This is a genomic window from Streptomyces sp. NPDC034084 (assembly GCF_055575535.1).
The window spans coordinates 30,090-53,018 of sequence record NZ_JBVISK010000002.1; the positions used below are offsets into that span (position 1 = coordinate 30,090).

The window sequence follows — 22,929 nt, forward strand, 5'->3', positions numbered from 1 at the left end:
CCGTCAGGAACCGCTGTTCAGCGTGGTGGTGATGGACCGGGATGCCTTGCCGGCCTCGGACTTCGCGTCGCGGCCGATGAGCACCGCGGTCATGTAGTCCTTGATCGGGTTCTTGGCCTCGACCGCCGCCCACTGCGGGGTGTTGGGCGTGGCGTGTCCGTTGGACGCGCCGGCCGCCATGGCCGCGGCGCCGGGGTCGGAGGCGACGGCGGCGGCCAGGCTGGTCTTGTTCGGGACGTAGCTCATCGCGAGGGCGAGCTTCTTCTGCCAGGTCTCGCCGGTGAGCTCCTTGACGAAGGTGTACGCCTCCTCCTGGTGGGCTGCGACGGAGGGGACGACCAGGTCGGAGCCACCGGTGAAGACCGCGCCCGGGGTGTCGGGGGTCTTGCCGGGGATCGGGAAGAATCCCAGTTTGCCCTTGAGGTCGGGGTTGCTCTGCGCGATGACGTTCGCTCCGCCGGGGGTGGCGATGACCTGGGCGATCTGTCCCTTCGCCACGACTTCGGCCTGCAGGGGGCGGGACTCGTCGGAGTCCTTGGGTCCCTTGCCGAGGGCCTGGAGCCGCTTGTAGAACTCCATGGCTCTCAGCGCTTCGGGGCTGTCGAGGCCTCCCTTCCACGTCTTTCCTTCCTGGGTGGCGAGGTCACCGCCCTCGTCCCAGACGAAGCCCGCGAGGGCGAACCAGTTCTGGCCGGGGAGGTAGATGCCCTGGTCGCCGTTCCTGTTGAGCTTCTCGGTGGCGACGAGCCACTGGTCGCGCGTCTTGATCTTCGTGGCGTCGATGCCCGCCTTCCGGAACAGGTCGGTGCGGTAGATGACGACGCGGTTGGCGGCGTAGTACGGGATGCCGTACTGCTTGCCCTCCCAGGCTCCCGGTTCGGCGAGGCCCTTGAGCCAGGACTCGCCGCCGAGCTCGGCGACCTTGTCGCTGAAGTCGGTGAGGCCTCCGCTCTGGGCGTACTGGGCGACCTGGGTGTTGCCGACCTCGATGACGTCGGGAGCGTCGTTGCTCGCCAGGGCCGCGGTGACCTTCTCTCCGATGCCCTCCCATTCCTGGATCTGGATCTTGAGGTCGATGTCCGGATGAGCCTTCTCGAAGCCGGCCTCGAACTCCTTCTGGAAGCTCTCGGAGACGCTGTCGCGCATGAGCCACACGTCAAGGACGGTCGGGCCGTCGGCGGGCTGCCCGGAGTCCCCGCCGGACGATGAACAGGCGACGAGTCCGGCACTCAGCAGCATGGCGCCGAGCGGGGCGAGGGGGCGGTGCTTCACGGTTCACCTCTGGGGAGCATGAGAAGGACAGGTAAACCTCGATCTGACCAATCGTCGATCGTGTGTTTACCAGTTGACGCGGGGATGAAGGTGGCATAGACCAATATCGACGTCAACCCCTGGAGCGGGATAAGCTTTTGCCCCGCAAGAGTCCCAATGGGTCGGAACGGCCGTGGACCTGCACACCTACCGCCACCTGACCACTTGACCAGTTATAGTTGACCAGAGAACGTAACGACGAGCGAACGAGAGCCCCGTATGGAGATCGACGCGGCAGCCTCCGGCGCGATGCTCAAGCGTGAGCGGGTCCGCGACGCGATCCTCGAGCTCATCGAGGCACGGCACCCCGGTGACGCCATCCCGTCGGAACGCACCCTCTGCTCGGAGCTGGGGGTGTCACGCCCCACGCTGAGGGCGGCCGTCGACGAGCTGGTCGTCGCCGGACTGCTGGTCCGGGAGCACGGCCGGGGCATGTTCGTGGCCGCCGAGAAGATCACCCAGGAACTGGTCGCCGACCGGAGCGCCTTCAGCCTGCCGCGGGCCGGTGGGATGTGGAGCAGCAGACTGTTGGAGTTCAGCACGCTGCCGGCCGGCGCCCGAGTCAGCCGAAAGCTGCGCGTCTCCCCCGCTGCCGAGGTCCTCTACGTCGCCCGTCTCCGCCTCGTGGACGGCTCCCCCATGGCGATCGAGCACCTGCACGTCCGGACCGACCTCGCCCCGGGTCTGACCAGGGACGAGCTGGAGCAGGGTGACCTCTACGAGCACCTTCGAGACCGGCACGGCGTCCAGGTCAACGAGGCGGTCCAGTCGATCGAACCCACCGTCGTCACCCGCGCCGAAGCCGATCTGCTCGAAGTGCCCGAGCTGTCTCCCGCACTGCTCTTCGAACGACTCACCACCGACACCCGCGGCCGCGCGGTGGAGTACGTCCACTCGCTCTACCGCGGCGACCGCTACCGGATCGTCTCCCGCCTCACCCTCGGCGGCGGCGACCCCCAGTCCGTGCCGAACGAGGGCCACCACCATCCGGGCATCCCTCCCGGTGAGTTCACCGGGAGCGACCCGGTCACCTTCTCCACGCGCGGTGTCGTCCAACACGACGTCTGAGACGCGGCGCGTCCAAGGGGGTCGAGCGCGCCGCACTCCGGCGTCCCGGTCGCGCTCGCCGCGCCCCGGGGGGCGGGTCAGGGACTTCGGCCGGGGTCCCGGCATCGGACCGCCACACGGACGTTCCGGCGGACAGCGGCGGAGGGATCCCCGGACGGACAGGTGAGGGCCGACGGGTCGACGACGTCGATACCGTTGCGCATCCCCCCACCACCATGGCCGCGTCGTGGGGGCGTAGACCGCCGGCACCGGCCCGCCGGCCGTGGCGTGGAGCGCGCCCCGGCGCGGGGATCACGCCCGTCTCCCGTCCGCCTGCGGCGCCGACGGGACACGGAGGGCGCTCGCCCGGTGGGCACACCGGGCGGCCCCCCGCATATTCGGAAACGCGCGCTAGCCGATCTGTTCGGCCAGGGCGACGACGATGCCCGAGGGGCCGCGGAGGTAGCAGAGGCGGTAGATGTCCTCGTACTGCGCCACCTCGCCGATCAGTTCGGCTCCGTGGAGACGCAGGCGGGCGATGGTGTCGTCGATGTCGTCGACGGCGAACATGACCCGGTGCAGACCCAGGGTGTTCGGCGGCGGATTGTGGGAGGCGTCGCCGATCGCCGCGGGATTGTGGTACTGCGCGAGCTCCAGCTTGCCGTGGCCGTCCGGGGTCCGCATCATCGCGATGTCGCTGCGGACTCCGTCGAGCCCGACCGTCTGATCCGCGAAGAGGCCCTCGATCTGCGCTGTGCCTTCGACCTCCATGCCCAGTTCGACGAAGAAGGCGACGGCGGCGTCCAGGTCTTCGACGACGATGCCGACGTTGTCCATACGCTGAAGCGTCATGATGGTTCTCCCTCTGCGTCACGCGACCCTTGAGGCCACCGGTATACCCGGGACGGAACCGACGGCTCGTTCTCGACACCCGTAGAAACGGGCCTCGTTCCGGAGGCCTGTTCCGGACCGCCCCGGCGTCGCCGGACCCCGCTCCCCCGCACCGGTCCGGGGGGGGGCTCAGGTGGTGACCCGGTCCTGGAGGGCCGACTGCCAGGCCGGGGCGGGAGCGGTGGGCTTGGTCTCGGGGCGGCGACCGCCCTGCGCGAAGAAGTCGACCAGCGGCAGCAGGGCGGCTCCCACGGTCACCGCCTCCGGGCCCAGAGTGCCGAGACCGATGTCGGTGCGCCCGGCCGGGTACCGGAGGGCGTACTCCCGTGCGTGGGCGGACACCGTCTCCAGGAAACGGGTGCCGAGCTGGAGGCCCGCCCAACCACCGACCAGGATCCGCTCGGGCTGGAAGAGGTTCATGAGGTCCGCGAAACCGGCACCCAGGTACTCGGCGGTCTCCGCGAGGACGGCGAGCGCCGTGGCGTCGGGCTCCGCACCCAGGTCCGGCGGGTACGCCGCCGTCAGCATCGCCGTCAGGGCCGTCTCCTCGTCCGCACCCGCCGGAGGCCGCCCGCCCGCCTCGCGCCACCGTTCGAGGAGCGCCTCCGCGCCCGCGTAGGCCTCCAGGCATCCGGGGGCGCCGCAGCGGCAGCGGCGCCCCCGGACCCGTACCGTCAGGTGACCCCACTCGATCGCCCGGCCCGGCCCGGACGGGTCCGTGAGCACGCATGCGCCGACACCCGAGCCGAACAGCACGACCACGGCGCTGCGCGCGCCCCGGCCGGCGCCGAACCACATCTCGGCCTGGCCCAGGGTCTTGGCGCCGTTGTCGATCCGGTACGGGACGTCCTCCGGCAGTTCGACGGCGGCGCGGAGGAGGCGTTCGAAGGGGACGGCGTCCCAGCCGACGGTCTGGCCGTGCACGACAGCTCCGTCGCCGGCGGTGTCGCGGGCGACGATGCCGGGGACGCCGACCCCGACCCCGATGAGGCGGTCGGCAGACACGCCGGCGGTGTGCAGAACCTCGGCGATGCCGTCGCGGAGATGGGCGACGACGAGGTCCACGTCGTACCGGGCCGTACGGGGTCCCGAGCTGGCCAACACCCTTTCGGTGCGGGCGAGTTCGTTGAGCGTCAGGTCGAACAGCTCGATCCTGACCCGGGTCTCCCCGATGTCCACGCCGATCATGAAACCGCTGCCGGGCGTGATCCGCAGCAGGGTACGGGGGCGGCCGCCCGCCGAGTCCACGCTGCCCGCCTCCTCCACCAGACCCTCCGCCACGAGCTCGGCGACCACATTGCTGACCGATCCGGAGCTCAGCCCCGTCGCCGGACCCAGCATGAGGCGGCTCATCGGTCCGTCGAAGTACAGCCTGCGCAGAACGGCGGTGCGGTTCTCGCGCCGCAGGTCACGCACCGTACGGCCACTTCTCGCGTGCACTTTGGTCCCCGTCTCTGGAGTCGTTCCTCGCAACATACCCGCAGTACAAGCCTTGACGCGACCTTCTCATGGGGTTTAACTCACATCCTAAATTAAGCCGATGCCGCGGTGAGGCCGTCAGACGCTCACCGCATCGGCACCCCCCTCGTCCCCGAAAGGGCCCAGGAGCCATGCGCAGAATCAGAGCCGCTGTCACCGGTGCCGTCACGCTCTCCCTCGCCTTCACCGCCACCGCCTGTGGAGGCGGTGAAGGGAGCGAGGCGTCGCCGAAGACCCTCACCTACTGGGCCTCCAACCAGGGCTCCAGCATCGAGGTCGACAAGAAGGTCCTGCAGCCCGAGCTCGACCAATTCGAGAAGGAGACGGGGATCAAGGTCAAGCTGGAAGTGGTCCCCTGGTCCGACCTGCTCAACCGGATCCTCACCGCGACCACGTCGGGGCAGGGCCCCGACATCCTCAACATCGGGAACACCTGGAGCGCCTCCCTGCAGTCCACCGGCGCCCTGCTGCCCTGGGACGCGAAGAACCTCGAAGCCATCGGCGGCAGGGACCGCTTCGTCGACTCCGCGCTCGGCTCCACCGGCGTCCCCGGCCAGGAGCCGGCCGCCGTCCCCCTGTACTCCATGGCGTACGCGCTCTACTACAACAAGCAGATGTTCAAGGACGCCGGGATAGCGAAGCCGCCGACCACCTGGGACGAGGTGATCGCGGCCGGCAAGAAGCTCAGCAAGAAGGGCAAGTCGGGCATCGGCGTCGAGGGCTCCAACCTGTCCAACAACATCCACCAGGTCTTCGTCCTCGGCAAGCAGCACGGCGCCGACTTCTTCACCGCCGACGGGAAGCCGGACTTCACCTCCGACGGGGCCGTCGCCGCCGTCAAGCAGTACGTCGACCTGATGGCGGCACAGAAGATCGTCGCCCCCGGCAACGCCGAGTACGCCCAGAACCAGTCCCTCAGCGACTTCGCCAAGGGCAAGACCGGCATGGTCCTGTGGCAGACGCCGCAGCAGACCTTCGCCTCCCAGGGCATGGCCCCGGATGACTGGGGTGTCGCTCCCGCCCCGGTTCCCTCGGGCAAGCCCGGCTCCGGCACCCAGACCAACTCGATGGTCGCCGGCATCAACATGGCCGTCTTCAAGAACACCAAGAACCTCGACGGCGCGCTGAAGTTCGTGAAGTTCATGACCAGCGACGAGGAGCAGATCCTCCTCAACAAGGCCTACGGCTCGGTCCCGCCGGTGGAGAGCGCCCAGAAGGACCCCGTCTTCGCCGACCCGTCGCTCACCGTCATCCGTGAAACCCTCGCCACCAGTGCCGCGGCCCTGCCGCAGGTCCCGGAGGAGTCGCAGTTCGAGACGGTCGTCGGCACCGCGGTCAAGGAGCTGTTCGCCGACGCCGCCGCGGGCCGCCCGGTCACCACGGAGTCCGTGAGGGCCAAGCTCGAAAAGGCCCAGCAGCAGATGCCCAAGAAGTAGGCCGCCCCACCATGACCCAAACCGCCGTCACTCCCCCGAGTGAGCGGGCGGTGCGCAAGGCCACACCCGGAGAGGCGCGCGCACCACGCCGCTCCGGGCGTCGCCGCATCGCACTGCCGTACCTTCTGCTCCTGCCCGCCCTGCTCCTCGAACTCCTCGTCCACCTCGTCCCGATGCTCATGGGCATCACCATGAGCTTCAGGGAGCTCACCCAGTTCTTCATCCGGAACTGGTCCGAAGCGCCCTGGTCGGGTCTGGACAACTACACCGTCGCGATCGACTTCGACGCCCCCGTCGGCCAGGCCCTCCTCACGTCCTTCGTGACGACCTGCGTCTTCACCGTCCTCTCCGTGGGGCTGTGCTGGTTCCTCGGTACGGCCGCCGCGATCTTCCTCCAGGAGAACTTCCGGGGCCGGGGCTTCCTCCGGACGCTGTTCCTCGTCCCGTACGCACTGCCCGTCTACGCCGCCGTCATCACCTGGGCGTTCATGTTCCAGCGGGACAACGGCCTCGTCAACCACGTCCTCCACGACCAGCTCGGCATCGGCGACAGTCCCGCCTTCTGGCTCATCGGGGACAACAGCTTCTGGGCCCTGCTCGTCGTCTCCGTGTGGAAGGGCTGGCCCTTCGCCTTCCTGACCGTCATGGCCGGGCTGCAGAACATCCCCCGGGACATGTACGAAGCGGCCGCGCTCGACGGGGCCGGCGTGTGGAAGCAGATCCGGCACATCACCCTGCCGTCGCTGCGGTCCGTCAACCAGGTCCTCGTGCTCGTCCTCTTCCTCTGGACGTTCAACGACTTCAACACGCCGTTCGTGCTCTTCGGCAAGGCGGCGCCGGAAGCGGCCGACCTGATCTCCCTCCACATCTACCAGTCGTCCTTCCAGACGTGGAACTTCGGCACCGGCTCGGCCATGTCCGTGCTGCTCCTGCTCTTCCTCCTCGTCGTCACGGGCGTCTACCTCCTGCTCACCACCCGCGGAAGGAAGACCTCCGATGTCTGAGCACGCCTCCCGGCGAGCGACCCCACGCTCTCCGATGGCCGCGCCCCGCTCGTTCCTGTGGACGCGGCGGATCTTCCTCACCCTGCTCACCACGTTCGTGGTACTGCCGGTGTACGTCATGGTCTCCAGTTCCCTCAAGCCGCTGGAGGACGTGTCGGGGAAGTTCGAATGGATCCCCTCCGGGCTCACGCTCCGCCCGTACGTCGACATCTGGGAGACCGTCCCGCTCGCCGACTACTTCGTGAACTCGATCGTCGTCGCGGGCACGGCCACGGTCTTCTCCGTGACGGTCGCGATCTTCGCCGCCTATGCCGTCAGCCGCTACACCTTCCGCGGCAAGCGGGTCTTCACCGTGACGGTCCTCTCCACGCAGATGTTCCCCGGCATTCTCTTCCTGCTGCCGCTCTTCCTCATCTACGTGAACATCGGCAACGCCACCGGCATCGCCCTCTTCGGCTCCCGCGAAGGCCTGATCCTCACCTATCTGACCTTCTCGTTGCCGTTCTCCGTCTGGATGCTGACCGGCTACTTCGACTCGATCCCGCGCGAACTCGACGAAGCGGCCAAGGTCGACGGCTGCGGGCCGATCAGCGCGCTGTTCCGCGTCATCGTCCCCGCCGCGTCCCCGGGCATCATCGCCGTCGCCGTCTACGCCTTCATGACCGCGTGGGGCGAGGTCCTCTTCGCCTCCGTCATGACGAACGACACCACCCGCACCCTCGCCGTCGGCCTCCAGGGCTACGCCACCCAGAACGACGTGTACTGGAACCAGGTGATGGCCGCCTCCCTCGTGGTCAGCGTTCCCGTCGTCGTCGGCTTCCTGCTCCTCCAGCGCTATCTCGTCGCCGGCCTCACCGCAGGTGCGGTCAAGTGACGCCCCTCTCCACACCCATCACGAAGAGGTTCCCCGTGTCCGAATCCACCGACTCCCGCACCGCGCTCGACCTGGAGGCCTTCCCGCCGGACTTCGCCTGGGGCACGGCCACCTCCGCGTACCAGATCGAGGGCGCCGTCGCCGAGGACGGCCGGGCCCCCTCCATCTGGGACACCTTCACCCGGGTCCCCGGAGCCATCGACAACGGCGACCACGGCGACACCGCCTGCGACCACTACCACCGCTGGCCCGAGGACATCGCTCTGATGAAGGGCCTCGGCACCGACGCCTACCGGCTCTCCGTGGCCTGGCCCCGCGTCGTCCCCGGCGGCGACGGGCCGGTCAACAGGGCCGGGCTCGACTTCTACGACCGGCTCGTCGACGGACTCCTCGACGCCGGGATCACCCCCTCGGTCACCCTCTACCACTGGGACCTCCCGCAGACTCTTCAGGACCGGGGCGGCTGGACCGAGCGGGACACCGCCGAACACCTCGCCGCCTACGCCGGCGTCGTCGCGGAGCGCCTCGGCGACCGCGTCACCCAGTGGGCCACCCTCAACGAACCGCTCTGCTCCGCCTGGATCGGTCACCTGGAGGGCAGGATGGCGCCGGGCCTCACCGACCTCACGGCCGCCGTCCGCGCCTCGTACCACCTGCTCCTCGGCCACGGCCTCGCCACCGCCGCCGTCCGCGCCGCCGCCCCCGGCGCGCAGGTCGGCCTGGTCACCAACCACTCGACCGTCGCACCGGCGAGCACCCGCCCCGAGGACCTCGCCGCCGCCGCACGCATGGACGGCCACACCAACCGCTGGTGGCTCGACCCGGTCTACGGCCGCGGCTTCCCCGCCGACCTGCGCGAGCTGTACGGAGTCGAACTCCCCGAGCGGGCGGGCGACTTGGATACGATCGCGACCCCGCTCGACTGGCACGGCCTCAACTACTACTTCCCGGTCACCGTCGCCGACGACCCCACGGGCCCCGTGCCGTACGCCCGCGAGGTCCGCCTCCCCGACGTCCCCCGTACCGGCATGGACTGGCAGATCGACGCGGGCGGCCTCGAAGCCTTCCTGCTGCGGCTCACCGAGGAGTACGGCGTACGCAAGCTGTACGTCACCGAGAACGGCTCCGCCTTCCCCGACACCCCCGGCCCCGACGGCGAGGTCCATGACCCCGCACGCACCCGCTACCTGGAGCAGCACCTCGCCGCCTGCGCCCGCGCCCTCCGCAAGGGCGCCCCGCTGGCCGGGTACTACGCCTGGTCCCTGCTCGACAACTTCGAATGGGCCTACGGCTACGACAAGCGCTTCGGGCTCGTCCACGTCGACTACGCGACCCAGCGGCGGACGGTCAAGACGAGCGGCCGACGGTACGCGGACATCGTGCGCGCCCATCGGGAGACGACCGCGCGCTGACCTGGAACCCGTCACGCTCCTCCGGAGGGCCGCCCCGACTCGGCCGGGGCGGCCCTCCGGAGTGCGTCGCCGCCGCCCCACCGGTTGCCCCCCGGGGGGTGTGGCTCGCCTTCCTCCACGCCCTGGAGCCGTGAGAGGCGGGGGGGGCGATCGTCAGGACCGGGCGCGCCCCGTACCGGCGCGGGTCAGGTGGACTCGCGCACGACGAGCACCGGTTCGAACACCTTCACTCCGGGCTCGCGCCGGGCCCCGTCGAGCTCCTCGACCAGGAGATCGGCCATCGCGGCCGCCATGCACTCCACCGGCTGGCGCACCGTGGTCAGCTGCGGCCGTGCCTTCCGCGCGGCCACCGAGTCGTCGAAGCCCACGACGGCCACCGTGCCGGGGACGTCCACCCCCTGCTCGCGCAGGTACTGGCAGGCGCCCTGGGCCATCAGGTCGTTGGCGGCGAACACGGCGTCGATCCCGGGGTGTTCGTTCAGGAGCCTGGCCATGGCGCGCCGACCGCTGTCCACCGTGAACCGGCCGTGGGCGACGGGAACCGAGGTGACCCCGTGCGCCGCGAGGGCCTGACGGAAGCCGTCGAGACGTGCGCCCGCCGTGGGGGCGGTGACCGGCGCGGCGATGGCGGCCGGGCGCCGTCGGCCGGTGGCCCACAGGTGCTCGGCCGCCAGACGCGCTCCGGCCGGGTTGTCGAGATCGACGTAGCCGCACCGCTCTCCGTCGCGGGGGCGGCCGAACAGCACCGTGGGCAGGCCAGCCGCCACCAGCATCGACGGGAGCGGGTCGTTCTCGTCCAGCGGCACGACCAGAGCACCGTCCGCGCCGCCCTGCCGCAGGTACTCGACGAGTTGGGCCCTGGCCTGCTCGGACTCGGCGACGAGCAGCACGGGCTGGATCGCGCGCCGGCGCAGGACGGGCAGGACGCCGTCCACCACGCGTCCGAAGAACGGGTCGGAGAAGACCCGGGCGGTGAAGGCCCTGCCCGTGGCGGAGAGCACCAGGGCGACCGTTCCGGTGCGCCGCGTCACCAGGGAGCGGGCGGCCTGGTTGGGCGTGTAGCCGATGCGGGCGATGGCGTCGCGCACGCTCCGCTGGATGTCGGGAGCCACGTTGCGCACGCCGTTGACGACGCGGGACACCGTCGCGCGTGATACCCCCGCCTCGCGTGCGACGTCTTCCAGAGTCGGTCCTCGATTCCCCACCTCCGCACTTTAACGGGGTCGTGTGTCCGGTGGGGGGACGGTGCGCCGCCGACCGGAAGCGATTGGCGTCGACACTTAATGAAAGACAAAAGAAAAGCCGTGTCATACGCCTTGACCGTCAACTCGCCCTGCGTGCAAGGTTTCGGGAGAGCGCTCTCCCACGTTTCCCCCATGTATCCAGAGGAGACCCCATGTCTTCCGTCGGGTCCCCGCCGGTCTTCCGGCGACCCGCCTCACGCGTCCGTCGGGCCACCGTCGGCGCACTTGTCACCTCACTGGCCGGCAGCCTGCTCGCCCTCGCTCCCGCCACGACGGCACAAGCGGCCCCCACCCTGCTCTCCCAGGGGAAGACCGCGACCGCCTCTTCCACCGAGGGCGCCGCCTTCTCCGCCTCCGCCGCCGTCGACGGCGACCTCACCGGCACCCGCTGGGCCAGTGCCTGGCAGGACGCCCAGTGGATCCAGGTCGACCTCGGCAGCAGCGCCACGCTCAGCCACGCCGTCCTCACCTGGGAAGCGGCCTATGGCAAGAGCTACGACATCCAGGCCTCCGAGAACGGCACCGACTGGCGTACCGTCACCTCCGTCACCGCGGGCGACGGAGGCACCGACAACGTCACGCTCTCCGGCACCGGCCGCTACATCCGTATGAACGGCCTCACCCGGGCCACCGGATACGGCTTCTCCCTCTGGGAGTTCCAGGTCTTCGGCACCACCGGCAGCACCGGCCCGACGCTCCCCGGCGGCGGCGACCTCGGTCCCAACGTGCACGTCTTCGACCCGTCCATGCCCGGCATCCAGGCCAAGCTCGACCAGGTCTTCACCCAGCAGGAGTCGGCCCAGTTCGGCAGCGGTCGCCACGCCTTCCTGTTCAAGCCCGGCACCTACAACGGCCTGAACGCCCAGATCGGCTTCTACACCCAGATCGCCGGTCTCGGTCTGCGCCCCGGCGACACCACCATCAACGGCGACGTGACCGTCGACGCGGGCTGGTTCAACGGCAACGCCACCCAGAACTTCTGGCGCGGCGCGGAGGGCCTGACCCTGAACCCGGTCAACGGCACCGACCGGTGGGCCGTCTCGCAGGCCTCCTCGTTCCGCCGCATGCACGTCAAGGGCGGCCTCAACCTGGCACCGAACGGCTACGGCTGGGCCAGCGGCGGCTACATCGCCGACTCCAAGATCGACGGCCAGATCGGCAACTACTCCCAGCAGCAGTGGTACACCCGGGAGAGCACCATCGGAGGCTGGTCCAACAGCGTCTGGAACCAGACCTTCTCGGGCGTCGAGGGCGCCCCGGCCACGTCCTTCCCGGAGCCCCGCTACACCACGCTCGACACCACGCCGGTCTCCCGCGAGAAGCCGTACCTCTACCTCGACGGCAACGAGTACAAGGTCTTCGCCCCCGCCAAGCGCGTCAACGCCCGCGGCACCAGCTGGGCCAACGGCACCCCGCAGGGCGAGTCGATCCCGCTGAGCCAGTTCTACGTGGTCAAGCCGGGCGCGACCGCCGCCACGATCAACCAGGCGCTGGCCCAGGGCCTGCACCTGCTGTTCACGCCGGGCGTCTACCACGTCGACCAGACGATCAACGTGAACCGGGCGAACACCATCGTGCTCGGCCTCGGCCTCGCCACGATCATCCCCGACAACGGCGTCACCGCGATGAAGGTCGCAGACGTCGACGGCGTCCGCCTCGCCGGCCTCCTGATCGACGCCGGTGCGGTCAACTCGCCGGTCCTGCTGGAGCTCGGCCCGCAGAACTCCTCCGCCGACCACGCCGCCAACCCCACCACGGTGCAGGACGTGTACGTCCGCATCGGCGGCGCCGGCGCGGGCAAGGCCACCACCAGCGTGGTCGTGAACAGCGACGACGCCATCATCGACCACACCTGGGTGTGGCGCGCCGACCACGGTGACGGCGTCGGCTGGGAGACCAACCGGGCCGACTACGGCGTCCGGGTCAACGGCGACGACGTGCTCGCCACCGGTCTGTTCGTCGAGCACTTCAACAAGTACGACGTCGAGTGGTACGGCGAGCGCGGCCGCACGATCTTCTACCAGAACGAGAAGGCGTACGACGCCCCGAACCAGGCCGCCATCCAGAACGGCACGACGAAGGGGTACGCCGCCTACCGGGTCGACGACTCCGTGACCACCCACGAGGCCTGGGGCCTCGGCAGCTACTGCAACTACAACGTGGACCCGACCATCCGCCAGGACCACGGCTTCAAGGCACCCGTCAAGCCGGGAGTGAAGTTCCACAGCCTCCTGGTCGTGTCCCTCGGCGGCATGGGCCACTACAACCACGTCATCAACGACACGGGGGCGTCCACGGTCCCCGCCGGCACCTCGACCGTGCCGTCCACCGTCGTCTCCTTCCCCTGACGGCGCCACCGGGACGCACCCCGACCGGTGCGTCCCGGCCCCTCGCCCCTTCCGGGCGGCGCCCCGTCCTCGCCGCGCCGCCCGGAAGGCGATCCCCCTCCCCCCTCCGTCCAGGAGCCGCCATGACCGCGACCCACGCCCCCACGACACGAAGGCGCGCACGTGACCGCGCCCGCACGGCAGGCTCACTCGTCTCCCTGGGTGCCCTGCTCGCCTCTTCCGCCACGATGCTGACAGCGGCGCCCGCCACCGCCGCGGAGACCCTGCTCTCCCAGGGGAAGACCGCCACCGCCTCCTCGATCGAGGGGGCCGCCTGGGCCGCCTCCGCCGCGGTCGACGGCGACCTCACCGGCACCCGCTGGGCGAGCCAGTGGAGCGACGCCCAGTGGATCCAGGTCGACCTGGGCAGCAGCGCGAACATCAGCCGTGTCGTCCTGAACTGGGAGGGCGCCTACGGCAAGGCGTACGACATCCAGCTCTCCGACAACGGGAGCGACTGGCGCACCGTCAAGTCCGTGACGGCGGGCGACGGCGGCACCGACGAACTCGCGGTCACCGGCACCGGCCGCTACGTCCGCCTCCAGGGGATCACCCGCGGCACCGGATACGGCTACTCCCTGTGGGAGTTCCAGGTGTACGGCGGCGGATCCACGCAGCCCGAGCCCGGCGGCGCCGTCCGCGTGAGCGGCACGCAGGGCGACTGGCGGCTGACGGTGGGCGGTCAGCCGTACACCGTCAAGGGCGTCACCTGGGGCCCCGCGATGGCCGACGCCCCCCGCTACATGCCGGACGTGAAGTCCATGGGCGTCAACACCGTCCGCACCTGGGGAACGGACGCCGGTTCCAAGCCGCTGCTCGACGCGGCGGCCGCCAACGGCGTCAAGGTGATCAACGGCTTCTGGCTCCAGCCCGGCGGCGGCCCGGGATCCGGCGGCTGCGTCGACTACGTCACGGACAGCGCCTACAAGAGCACCATGCTCACCGAGTTCGCGAAGTGGGTCGACACCTACAAGTCCCACCCCGCCACCCTCATGTGGAACGTCGGCAACGAGTCCGTCCTCGGTCTGCAGAACTGCTACAGCGGCACCGAGCTGGAGGCCCAGCGCAACGCGTACACCACCTTCGTCAACGACGTCGCCAAGAAGATCCACTCGATCGACCCGAACCACCCCGTGACCTCCACGGACGCGTGGACCGGGGCCTGGCCCTACTACAAGCGCAACGCGCCGGACCTGGACCTGTACTCGATGAACGCGTACGGCGACGTCTGCGGGGTCCGGGAGGACTGGGTGGAGGGCGGCTACACCAAGCCGTACATCATCACCGAGACCGGCCCGGCCGGCGAGTGGGAGACTCCCAAGGACGCCAACGGCGTGCCCGACGAGCCCACCGACGTCCAGAAGGCCGACGGGTACACCAAGGCCTGGAACTGCGTCACCGGTCACCAGGGCGTCGCCCTAGGGGCGACGGTCTTCCACTACGGCATCGAGCACGACTTCGGCGGGGTCTGGTTCAACCTTCTCCCGGACGGTCTGAAGCGCCTGTCGTACTTCGCCCTCAAGAAGGCGTACACCGGCTCCGTCGCGGGGGACAACACCCCGCCTGTCATCAGCAACATGACGGTCACACCAACCGGTTCCGCCCCTGCCGGCGGCGAGTTCACGGTGCGCGCCGACATCCGTGACCCCGACGGAGACCAGGTCACCCCCAAGATCTACCTGAGCGGCAACTACGCCAACGGCGACAAGCGCCTGATCGACGCGCAGTACCGCTCTCTCGGCAACGGCACCTTCGCGGTCACCGCGCCCGAGAAGCTCGGCGTGTGGAAGGTGTACGTGCAGGCCGAGGACGGCCGCGGCAACGCGGGCATCGAGACGAAGTCCGTCAAGGTCGTCGCCCCGCCGGTCGCCGGCACCAACATCGCCCTGAACCGGCCCACCACCGCCTCCTCCGCGCAGGCCTCCTACGGCGACTGCCCCTGCCCGGCGATCAACGCGACCGACGGCAACGCCACCACCCGCTGGGCCAGCGACTGGAGCGACCCGCAGTGGATCCGGGTCGACCTCGGCTCGATCCGCTCCTTCCAGCGGATCCAGCTCGTCTGGGACCCGGCGTACGCCCGCGCGTACGAGGTCCAGGTCTCCGACGACGGCGGCACATGGCGGACCGTCCACGCCACCACCACCGGCAACGGCGACATCGACACCATCGAGACCGGTGCCACCGCACGGTACGTCCGGCTCCAGCTCACCGCACGCGGCACCGGCTGGGGCTACTCGCTCCACGAGTTCGGCATCTACAGCTGACCCCCTGAGGAGAACGAGGAGATCACGATGAGAATCCGCGGCCGGACCCTGTCCGCCTTACTGCTCAGCGCGGCCCTGGGCGTCTCCGCCCTCACGGTGAACACCTACACCGCGGCCACCGCCCACGGGGAGACCACCGCCCCGGCCGCCGACGCCCACGGGGCGCACGCGGCGGGTGCCGCCGAGGGCCACGTCATGGGAGCATCCGCGCTCCCCTCGGCGGACGACGCCGACGGCGACGGCTACATCCCGGCCGTACCCCAGGTCACCGGCGTGACCCCGTCCACGGCCACCCCGCCCCCGGCCTACCATCACGAGTTCCAGGCCGGCTGCTCCGTCACCCACACCGCGCCGGACGACCCGATCGTCTACCCGGGCCAGTTCGGCAAGTCCCACGACCACACGTTCATGGGCAACACCTCCACGAACGCCGCCAGCACCACCGGCTCGCTCTACGGCGGCAGCACCACCTGCAAGGCGCCCGCGGACGCCTCCGCGTACTGGATGCCCTCGCTGTACAAGGGCGACCAGAAGATCCTGCCCGTCGGCCCGCAGGTCATCTACTACAAGTCGGGCGTCACCGACTACCGGAGCGTTCGCCCCTTCCCGAAGGGCCTTCGGTTCGTCGTCGGCAACCCGATGCAGACCGCCGAGGAGTTCCGCAGCCACAAGGGCTTCGTCGAGGGCTGGGAGTGCGGTGACAGCTTCTTCAACGTCGACATCCCTGTGAGCTGTCCGAGCCGGCCCGACGTACAGCTCAACCTGCGCATGCAGGCCCCCAGCTGCTGGGACGGCCTGTACCTCGACACCCCCGACCACAAGAGCCACATGGCCTATCCGGTGGTCAAGCCCGGCACGAACGACAACATGTGCCCGGCCTCCCACCCGGTCGCCCTGCCGATGATCGAGTTCAAGATGGCGTGGCCGGTCAACGGCGACATGAGCCAGGTCCGCCTGGCCAGTGGTCGCGGCTACTCCTTCCACTACGACTTCTTCAACGCGTGGGAGGAGCCCACCCTCAAGGCCCTCGTCGACCACTGCATCGTCGGCGGCCTCCAGTGCGACACACGGGGCTTCGACCTGTACCACCCCGAACGCGGTGCCGTGCTGAACGCGGACCACCGCCTGCCCTGATCCGCCTCCCGTACACGGCCCGGACGCCCGCGAGGGCGCCCGGGCCGCTTTCCCGTCCGCCTCTCGCACCAGGAGGATCCCGTGACCGCCCCCGTCTCGTCCGCCACCGCCCACCACGACGCGCGCATCGACCTCCTCCCCCCTCACTTCCGCTTCGGCGCCGCCACCTCCGCCTTCCAGATCGAGGGAGCCACCGACGAGGACGGCCGCTCGCCGTCCATCTGGGACACCTTCTGCCGCGTCCCCGGGGCCATCGACAACGGCGACACCGGCGACGTCGCGTGCGACCACTACCACCGCATGCCCGAGGACGTCGCGCTGCTCGCCGATCTCGGCCTCGACACCTACCGGTTCTCCGTCTCCTGGCCCCGCGTCCAGCCGCACGGACGCGGCGCGGCCAACCCGGCCGGCATCGGCTTCTACGACCGTCTGGTCGACGAGCTCCTCGCGCGCGGCATCACCCCCTGGCTCACCCTCTACCACTGGGACCTGCCGCAGGAGCTCCAGGACCGTGGCGGCTGGCCCGCCCGCGACACAGCCCACCGCTTCGCCGACTACGCGGACCTCGTCCACGAGCGCCTCGGCGACCGCGTCACCCACTGGACCACCCTCAACGAGCCCTTCTGCTCGGCCGTGCTCGGGCACGTCGAAGGCGTCCACGCGCCCGGGGGTCGCTCCTTCGCCGACGGGGTACGAGCGGTGCACCACCTGCACCTCGCCCACGGCCTCGCGGTGCAGCGCCTGCGCTCCGCCGCCCGGCACCCCCTCGACCTGGCGGTCACCCACCTGCTCGGCACCAGCGGGCCCGCCACGGACACCGCCGCGGACCACGAGGCCGCCCGCCGGGCCGACGCCCTCGGGTTCCGCTTCTACCTCGATCCGATCCTGCGAGGCCGGTATCCGGAGGACCTCGTGGAGGACCTCGCCCTACGGGGCATCGAGATCCCGGTCGAGGACGGGGACCTGGAGATCATCAGCAGTCCCCTCGACACCCTGGGCGTCAACTACTACCGCTCCATGCGCACCTCGGGCACGGACGAGCACGGCGCCACCGCCGACGCCCGCGGTCTCCCCGTCACCCGCAACCTGCCCCACGGCGGCCTCCCGGTCACCGGCCTCGGCTGGGAGGTGATGCCGCACGACCTCACCGCCCTGCTGCTGCGCATCGCCCACGACTACCCCGGCACACCGATGGTGGTGACCGAGAGCGGCGCGGCGTACGACGACGCTCCCGACGCGCACGGCTTCGTCGACGACGCCGACCGCACCGCGTACCTGGCGGCCCACCTGGCCGCCGTGGCCGAGGCCCTCGACCGTGGCGCCGACGTCCGCGGCTACTTCGCCTGGTCGCTCCTCGACAACTTCGAATGGGGGTACGGCTACGACAAGCGCTTCGGGCTCGTGCGCGTCGACTACGCCACGCAGACCCGTACGCCCAAGCGAAGCGCCCTGTGGCTGCGCGACACGGCCCGGCGCGTCCGCGGCGACGTGGTGCGAGGGTGACGCCGACGATCGGGCGTCACGACCGGTCTCGTCCCTGCTCGTCCCGGCCCGGGCCGGGGCTCTGGCTCTGGCTCTGGCTCTGGCTCTGGCTCTGGCTCTGGCTCTGGCTCTGAGCACGGTCGCGCCCGCGGCCCGGATGGCCCCGGGCCGGACCTCACCCGTGGACGATCGCCCGCACGTTCTCCAGGCTGCCGCAGTCGGATGCCAGTTGCTTCGCGCGCTCCTTCTGGAACGCGTCGCCCAGCTCGGCCCTGCGCTTCCCGGGGACGTTCTCCCTGGCTCCGTTGAGGATGGTGCGTTCCTCCTCGTCCATGTGATGGCTCACCGCCTTGACCAGGTCCTCCAGGCGGGCGTCCCACGCGTCGGAGCCCACGTCGTTCACCTCGAGCAGCGCGAGGAGCGCCTTGTTGCCCTCGGCGTGCTCTTCCGAGCCGTGCTCGACCTCGTCGTCGTCGACTCCCTTGAACCGCTTGAGCGCGCCGTAGACCTCGGTCTCCTCGGCCTCGCCGTGCGCGATGAGCAGCGCCGCGAACTCCTTCAGCGCCTCGCCTCGGTCGGCCTCGACGCTTCGCATGCGACGGAACAGCTCCTCCATCCTGCGGTGGTCCTCAAGGATGACCTCGACCACGTCACGGCCCTCGTCGACCTCGGCCCTCATCATTCGGTCCTCCTTCGGTTCGCGGATTCGAGATGTCGTCCGGGGGCGCGGCTACCCCCCGGGCGCGGAACCAATCCCGTGACTTCCCGAGGTGACGGCGTGCGCCGAGCCTGAGAAGGCCGCTACCGCACCGCTGCGTTGTCCGAGCGCGCTGGTAGCGTGCCGCATTCCGACGAACGATCATGAAAGGACGGCAGCCGTGCAGGAAGTGACGCCCCACGAGGTGCGGGAACAGCGCCTGGCCGAGGCGCTCGACGACATCAGAGGACGGACCTGGGGGCGGTGGCACTCGATGCGCTACGGCAGCCTCCGGCTGGCGGATCTGGAGGAGATGCGCGACGAGCTCCTCGACCACGTCACCGCCGCCGTCCGCACCACGAAGGACGGTTCGTTCGACGCTCACGAGACGGCGCGGACGGCCCTGCTGACGGCGGCGGAGTGCTCTTTCGGTGTGCTGAGCGTCGGCTGCTGGCCCGACGGCGACCAGGAGATCACCTTCCCGATCGCCCGGGAGAGCCTGAGCAGCGACGACATCGCCTTCGGCGACATCGTCAAGGAGGCGCCCACGGCCCGGACGTGGCTCGACACGTTCGCGACGGCCCTGGTGAGCGGGGTGGTCTGGGACTGGCGGCGGGTGATCGGCGTGATGCTGCGGGACGATTGCGCGTCCGCGATCCGTGAGGGCGTGCCGTACTCCAAGTACACCTCGGTGTCGGAGCCGGCGGACCTCGCCACGATGGACGCCCTCTGCGTCTACCTGAACATGGCGAGCGGTCACCTTCCCCGCGACTGGCCGACCGTCACCCTGCGCAAGCCGGACGCCGACGAGCGCGCCGAGGCGGCGCGGCGGCTGGAGGCGGCCGGGAACCTGACGTCCGACCAGCGGCTGCTGCGTGTCCTCCTCGACGACGATCAGACCGCCTTCGAGCAGACGCTCGCCGCCCGGCTCGCCGAACACCGGGAGTCCGCGGGGTCCGATCCCGCGCCGCGCACACTGCTACCGCTCGACACCCTCGCCCTGGCCGCCCTCGCGGTCCAGACCCACGGCTGGAAGCTGGGGGTCCGCTCCGGTTACCTGCCGCCCGCGCTGCTCGGCTCGCCGGACGCGCTGCGCCGGGCGGCCGAGGAAGCCGGTCCCAACGCCCTGGGCCTCCGGACCGCCGAGTAGCGGCCCCGGAGGAGTGTCAGACCGAGCGCCCGGCCTTCACCGCGGGATGGCCGGGGCGCAGCGGCGTCGTTGCGCAGGGCATCGGGTGCCGCGAATACGCGAGCGAGCCCCGGGACCACATCGGTCGGGGGCTCGCGGGCTGTTCGGGGGCGGCTGCTACAGGTCGAACTCGAGGTGCTCGATGTCGGTGAACCGGACCTCTTCCAGGCTGCCGGCGCGGTTGCCGCTGTCCTGGAAGTACACCTCTTTGAGCGCTTCGGCGGCGAGTTCCTGGAGGCGCTGCTCGGTGGCGCCCTGTTCCTGGGCGTCGAAGAGACGGGCGGCGTACTGCGGGGGCAGGGCGACGGTGAGGTGACGGATGCGGTCCTGGTCGGTCGACCCGATCGGCGCGGTGTAGCCGAGGCGGGCGCGGGTGTCGATGACGATGCCGCCGGTGGTCGCCGCCTTCTCGCGTGCCTTGGCGCGGATCTGCGGCTGCCAGCGGGCCTTCACCTCGCGCTCCAGGCGCGCGGCGAGGCTCGGGCGGGGCTTTTTGATCTGGTCCTTGACGTACCGCTCGACGGTGCGCTGCGAGATCCGCAGCATCTGGGCGACCGCCTTCGTGCCCTTCATCTGCTTGACCAGATACCGCATCTGCGCGCCCGCGCTCTTGGGCGCCGGGCGGGTGAAGGCCTTCTGCACCGCGGCCTCCAGGCCGTCCCCGAACAGGCTCATCGTCGCCCTCCCCTATTCTCCGTTGTCGGCGTCGGTGACGGCGCCGTCCCTGATGTACCGGGCGAGGTTGAGCTCGGGGGCGTTGAACCGCTCGCGGACCTCCTCGCCCCACAGCACGGACTGGGTGCCCTCGTGCTTGACCAGGCCGGGGTTGACGCCGAGCTTGAACCCTCCTGGGAGCGGCTTGCCGTCCCGGTAGGGCAGGAAGTCGATCGGGCTCGGCCCGTTCGCGGCGTAGACGACGCAGTCCGACAGGACCGCGACCGGGTACTGGCCGGTGAATGCCGCGTGCTTGACGATCTTGCGGTGCAGGTTGATCCGGGTGCGGGAGATGACCGCCGCCCGGATGTCGGGCCGCCAGATCGGGCGGGACAGGGCCCGCCACGGCTGCCCTGGCTTCCAGCCCTCGCCCCGGGGCCGCTCACGCAGCTTGCCAAGACCGCCCTTGACCGTGGCCTTGATGGCCGAGACGACGAGTCCGAGATCGGGGTCGCGGTCCCTGTAGCCGTCCATCGCGGCGAGGAACTGCTCCGGTGTGGTGTCGGCGTGGACGCCGAGGTCGGCCATGGTGGCGAGGTAGGCGTCGCGCAGCCGGTTGTACCAACCGTCCAGGTAGCGGCCGTTCTCCTGCCGGACGTATGCCTCGATCGGCGCGACGTCGTAACCGAGCTCCACCGCGTAGGCGACCGTCGGCGTCGCATACCAGGCCGGGCCCGCCGGGCGGTCGCCCTTCGGCGTGAACGGGGAGGGCAGCAGATCCGCGTCCAGCTCGACCCACTTGTCCTTGCCGGCCTTCACCCGGGAGAGGTCGACGTGGGAGAGGTCGACCAGCCAGGAGCCGGGCAGCTTCGGGTCGAACACCGGCGCCTTGACGTGGGTCGGCTCGCCCAGGCCGACGGCAAGTCCGTTGGCGCCGGCGGCGAAGGCCATGTTGACGTCGATACCGACCAGATGCCGCAGGGTGCACTCGGCGTCCGTCATCGGCCGCGCCCAGTCGTAGGCCTCCTCGAAGAGCTTCTCGCCGGGGCCGCGGATGTGGAAGCGCGGGAGGTCCTTCAGGAGCGGGTGCCCGTCGGGAGCCTCGCACGGTGCGCAGTCGATCGGGTCCTTGCCCAGGCTGCCGGGGTTGTGCTCGGAGTGCCGCTTACCCGTCTCGTCCCGTTCGGAGGCGCGGGTCGGCGGGTGCAGTGCGGTCATCAGCTCCAGACCGGTCACCGCGGTCGAGCCGCGTGGCGTCATCACCCTCGACGCGTACACACCCAGCACGCGGGCGAGCTCCGCCGGCGGGAGCTCGGCGGCGTCGGCCCAGTGGCGCGTGTCCAGCGCGTTCCAGGACGGGATGCACAGCTGCACGCAGGCCCGCTCCGAGCCGGTCGCGGGCCGGTAGATCCGGGCCCACGGGCCGAAGCCGCGTTTGGTCAGCTTCCACTCCGCACGGGCGAGCTGCTTGATGACCTTGTGGCCCTCCGGCAGACGCCCGGCAAGCCGCTCCTCGTCGGTGAGCGCGACAGGGAGGCCGTAGCGCTCACACGCGGCGGCGGTGAGGACGAGCAGCGGGTCGGCGTCCTTGCCCGGGCCCGCCAACTTCGGCTGACCGAACTTTCCCTCCGTGAGCGTCCAGTCCATCAGCGACGGCAGGGACTTGGCGGGCACCTCCAGGACCAGGCCGCCGGTGCAGTACGCCAGCACCTGCCCGGACTCGTCGACATCGAGGACCGCCAGCGGCCCGTTCGCGAACCGCGGATCGGCGCCGGGCGCCGGGGCGCCGGCGGGGACCGCCTTCCGCGCGTCTGGCCGGCGCGACACCGGCGTCGGCCTGGCGGTGCGCGTCGAAGAGGGCGCGGCGACCGGGGCAGCGGCGACGGGCGTCCGGGAGTGGTCGGCGGTCGTCGGGGCCGCAACTCCGGAGGACTCCCCCGTGGGCGCAGGCCGTTCTTCCGCCGGGGCGGGCACACCGGTGAACGTCTGCGGCACCGCGGCGGTCTCGGCGGGCGCCGGAACGGACTCGGCCGTCGAGGACTCGGCCGGGGCGGAGCCGTCGGCCGGGGCGGGGTACAGCTGGGCGAGCCCGTCCAGAAGCCGCGCGTACGCGTCGCGCTCCGGCGGGCGCGGCTCGGTCCGGCCGGACTCCCAGCTGGTGACCGTGGCCCGGCGCACCTTCAGCGCGGCCGCGACCTCGTCGACCGTCAGAGCGTGCGCCTGCCGCAGACGCTTGCGCTCCTCGGGCGGCGGCAGGGCGGCGCGGGACGCCAGTAGCGCGTCGACCGCGTCGAACAACTCGGACATGAAGGCACCTCCTGAGCAGACCCTACCTGTGAAACGTACTTCTCACGTACATTCAGCGTACGGATCACGTGCGAATGTCGTACGTGGGCGTGTCGGTCTTGAAGCGCACCTGTG

At 70.5% G+C, this 22,929-nt stretch carries 17 protein-coding genes; 10 read left to right on the top strand and 7 right to left on the bottom strand.

From position 1 onward, the window contains the following. Positions 1-3 precede the first annotated feature (3 nt). Positions 4-1,272 (bottom strand): extracellular solute-binding protein, encoded by a 1,269-nt coding sequence (locus ACZ51I_RS05645; RefSeq protein ID WP_468871740.1) that lies wholly within the window; start codon positions 1,270-1,272, stop codon positions 4-6. A gap of 258 nt (positions 1,273-1,530) precedes the next feature. Here ACZ51I_RS05645 and ACZ51I_RS05650 point away from each other — a divergent pair, with 258 nt between their 5' ends. Continuing rightward, a complete protein-coding gene (locus tag ACZ51I_RS05650) occupies positions 1,531-2,379 on the top strand; it encodes a GntR family transcriptional regulator (RefSeq protein ID WP_468871742.1) in 849 nt (282 codons plus the stop codon). 390 nt (positions 2,380-2,769) lie between these two features. Here the strand turns inward: ACZ51I_RS05650 and ACZ51I_RS05655 are convergent, their stop codons facing one another. Together ACZ51I_RS05655 and ACZ51I_RS05660 are read right to left on the bottom strand one after the other, a co-directional pair. After that, positions 2,770-3,210 (bottom strand): VOC family protein, encoded by a 441-nt coding sequence (locus ACZ51I_RS05655; protein ID WP_468871743.1) that lies wholly within the window; start codon positions 3,208-3,210, stop codon positions 2,770-2,772. A gap of 168 nt (positions 3,211-3,378) precedes the next feature. Continuing rightward, a complete protein-coding gene (locus ACZ51I_RS05660) occupies positions 3,379-4,689 on the bottom strand; it encodes an ROK family transcriptional regulator (protein ID WP_468871744.1) in 1,311 nt (436 codons plus the stop codon). A gap of 170 nt (positions 4,690-4,859) precedes the next feature. Between ACZ51I_RS05660 and ACZ51I_RS05665 the strand changes: the two genes are divergently transcribed. From ACZ51I_RS05665 to ACZ51I_RS05680, 4 genes are read left to right on the top strand one after another with little or no spacing between them, the layout of a single operon-like run. After that, positions 4,860-6,164: an ABC transporter substrate-binding protein gene (locus tag ACZ51I_RS05665; RefSeq protein WP_468871746.1), complete on the top strand. Its 1,305-nt coding sequence runs from the start codon at positions 4,860-4,862 to the stop codon at positions 6,162-6,164. 11 nt (positions 6,165-6,175) lie between these two features. Next, complete coding sequence (locus ACZ51I_RS05670; RefSeq protein WP_468871747.1) at positions 6,176-7,168, top strand: carbohydrate ABC transporter permease; 993 nt, start codon at positions 6,176-6,178, stop codon at positions 7,166-7,168. Between the two features lie 34 nt (positions 7,169-7,202). After that, entirely contained in the window at positions 7,203-8,042 is an 840-nt protein-coding gene (locus ACZ51I_RS05675; protein WP_468873772.1) for a carbohydrate ABC transporter permease, read from the top strand. Positions 8,043-8,077: 35 nt separating this feature from the next. After that, the gene (locus ACZ51I_RS05680) at positions 8,078-9,454 is read left to right on the top strand and encodes a GH1 family beta-glucosidase (RefSeq protein ID WP_468871748.1); all 1,377 of its coding nucleotides are present in this window, start codon (positions 8,078-8,080) and stop codon (positions 9,452-9,454) included. 185 nt (positions 9,455-9,639) lie between these two features. Here the strand turns inward: ACZ51I_RS05680 and ACZ51I_RS05685 are convergent, their stop codons facing one another. Next, positions 9,640-10,659: a LacI family DNA-binding transcriptional regulator gene (locus ACZ51I_RS05685; RefSeq protein ID WP_468871750.1), complete on the bottom strand. Its 1,020-nt coding sequence runs from the start codon at positions 10,657-10,659 to the stop codon at positions 9,640-9,642. A gap of 191 nt (positions 10,660-10,850) precedes the next feature. Between ACZ51I_RS05685 and ACZ51I_RS05690 the strand changes: the two genes are divergently transcribed. The 4 genes from ACZ51I_RS05690 to ACZ51I_RS05705 all read left to right on the top strand — a co-directional run bounded on the left by ACZ51I_RS05690 (position 10,851) and on the right by ACZ51I_RS05705 (position 17,989). After that, positions 10,851-13,046 (top strand): discoidin domain-containing protein, encoded by a 2,196-nt coding sequence (locus tag ACZ51I_RS05690; RefSeq protein WP_468871752.1) that lies wholly within the window; start codon positions 10,851-10,853, stop codon positions 13,044-13,046. Positions 13,047-13,168: 122 nt separating this feature from the next. Next, positions 13,169-15,352, top strand: coding sequence for a discoidin domain-containing protein (locus tag ACZ51I_RS05695; RefSeq protein ID WP_468871753.1), 2,184 nt, complete (start codon positions 13,169-13,171; stop codon positions 15,350-15,352). Positions 15,353-15,379: 27 nt separating this feature from the next. Then, positions 15,380-16,486: a DUF1996 domain-containing protein gene (locus ACZ51I_RS05700; protein ID WP_468871755.1), complete on the top strand. Its 1,107-nt coding sequence runs from the start codon at positions 15,380-15,382 to the stop codon at positions 16,484-16,486. An 81-nt stretch (positions 16,487-16,567) separates the two neighbouring features. After that, on the top strand, positions 16,568-17,989 hold the full coding sequence (locus ACZ51I_RS05705) for a GH1 family beta-glucosidase (protein ID WP_468871757.1): 1,422 nt from the start codon (positions 16,568-16,570) through the stop codon (positions 17,987-17,989). A 154-nt stretch (positions 17,990-18,143) separates the two neighbouring features. On the opposite strand, the gene ACZ51I_RS05710 is transcribed toward ACZ51I_RS05705, so the two are convergent. Next, positions 18,144-18,650 (bottom strand): hemerythrin domain-containing protein, encoded by a 507-nt coding sequence (locus ACZ51I_RS05710; RefSeq protein WP_468871758.1) that lies wholly within the window; start codon positions 18,648-18,650, stop codon positions 18,144-18,146. Between the two features lie 196 nt (positions 18,651-18,846). Between ACZ51I_RS05710 and ACZ51I_RS05715 the strand changes: the two genes are divergently transcribed. Further along, complete coding sequence (locus ACZ51I_RS05715; RefSeq protein WP_468871759.1) at positions 18,847-19,815, top strand: immunity 49 family protein; 969 nt, start codon at positions 18,847-18,849, stop codon at positions 19,813-19,815. Positions 19,816-19,971: 156 nt separating this feature from the next. Here ACZ51I_RS05715 and tpg read toward each other — a convergent pair whose 3' ends face one another. Both tpg and tap read right to left on the bottom strand, forming a co-directional pair. Then, positions 19,972-20,529: a telomere-protecting terminal protein Tpg gene (tpg, locus tag ACZ51I_RS05720; protein WP_468871761.1), complete on the bottom strand. Its 558-nt coding sequence runs from the start codon at positions 20,527-20,529 to the stop codon at positions 19,972-19,974. A 12-nt stretch (positions 20,530-20,541) separates the two neighbouring features. Beyond that, a complete protein-coding gene (gene tap / locus ACZ51I_RS05725; protein ID WP_468871762.1) occupies positions 20,542-22,815 on the bottom strand; it encodes a telomere-associated protein Tap in 2,274 nt (757 codons plus the stop codon). Positions 22,816-22,929: the final 114 nt, after the last annotated feature.

Bases quoted from the DNA above. Each gene is read 5' to 3' on its own strand.
- ACZ51I_RS05650 (WP_468871742.1), top strand. From the start codon at position 1,531: ATGGAGATCGACGCGGCAGCCTCCGGCGCGATGCTCAAGCGTGAGCGG.
- ACZ51I_RS05655 (WP_468871743.1), bottom strand. From the start codon at position 3,210: ATGACGCTTCAGCGTATGGACAACGTCGGCATCGTCGTCGAAGACCTG.
- ACZ51I_RS05665 (WP_468871746.1), top strand. From the start codon at position 4,860: ATGCGCAGAATCAGAGCCGCTGTCACCGGTGCCGTCACGCTCTCCCTC.
- ACZ51I_RS05670 (WP_468871747.1), top strand. From the start codon at position 6,176: ATGACCCAAACCGCCGTCACTCCCCCGAGTGAGCGGGCGGTGCGCAAG.
- ACZ51I_RS05675 (WP_468873772.1), top strand. From the start codon at position 7,203: ATGGCCGCGCCCCGCTCGTTCCTGTGGACGCGGCGGATCTTCCTCACC.
- ACZ51I_RS05690 (WP_468871752.1), top strand. From the start codon at position 10,851: ATGTCTTCCGTCGGGTCCCCGCCGGTCTTCCGGCGACCCGCCTCACGC.
- ACZ51I_RS05695 (WP_468871753.1), top strand. From the start codon at position 13,169: ATGACCGCGACCCACGCCCCCACGACACGAAGGCGCGCACGTGACCGC.
- ACZ51I_RS05700 (WP_468871755.1), top strand. From the start codon at position 15,380: ATGAGAATCCGCGGCCGGACCCTGTCCGCCTTACTGCTCAGCGCGGCC.
- ACZ51I_RS05710 (WP_468871758.1), bottom strand. From the start codon at position 18,650: ATGATGAGGGCCGAGGTCGACGAGGGCCGTGACGTGGTCGAGGTCATC.
- tpg (WP_468871761.1), bottom strand. From the start codon at position 20,529: ATGAGCCTGTTCGGGGACGGCCTGGAGGCCGCGGTGCAGAAGGCCTTC.
- tap (WP_468871762.1), bottom strand. From the start codon at position 22,815: ATGTCCGAGTTGTTCGACGCGGTCGACGCGCTACTGGCGTCCCGCGCC.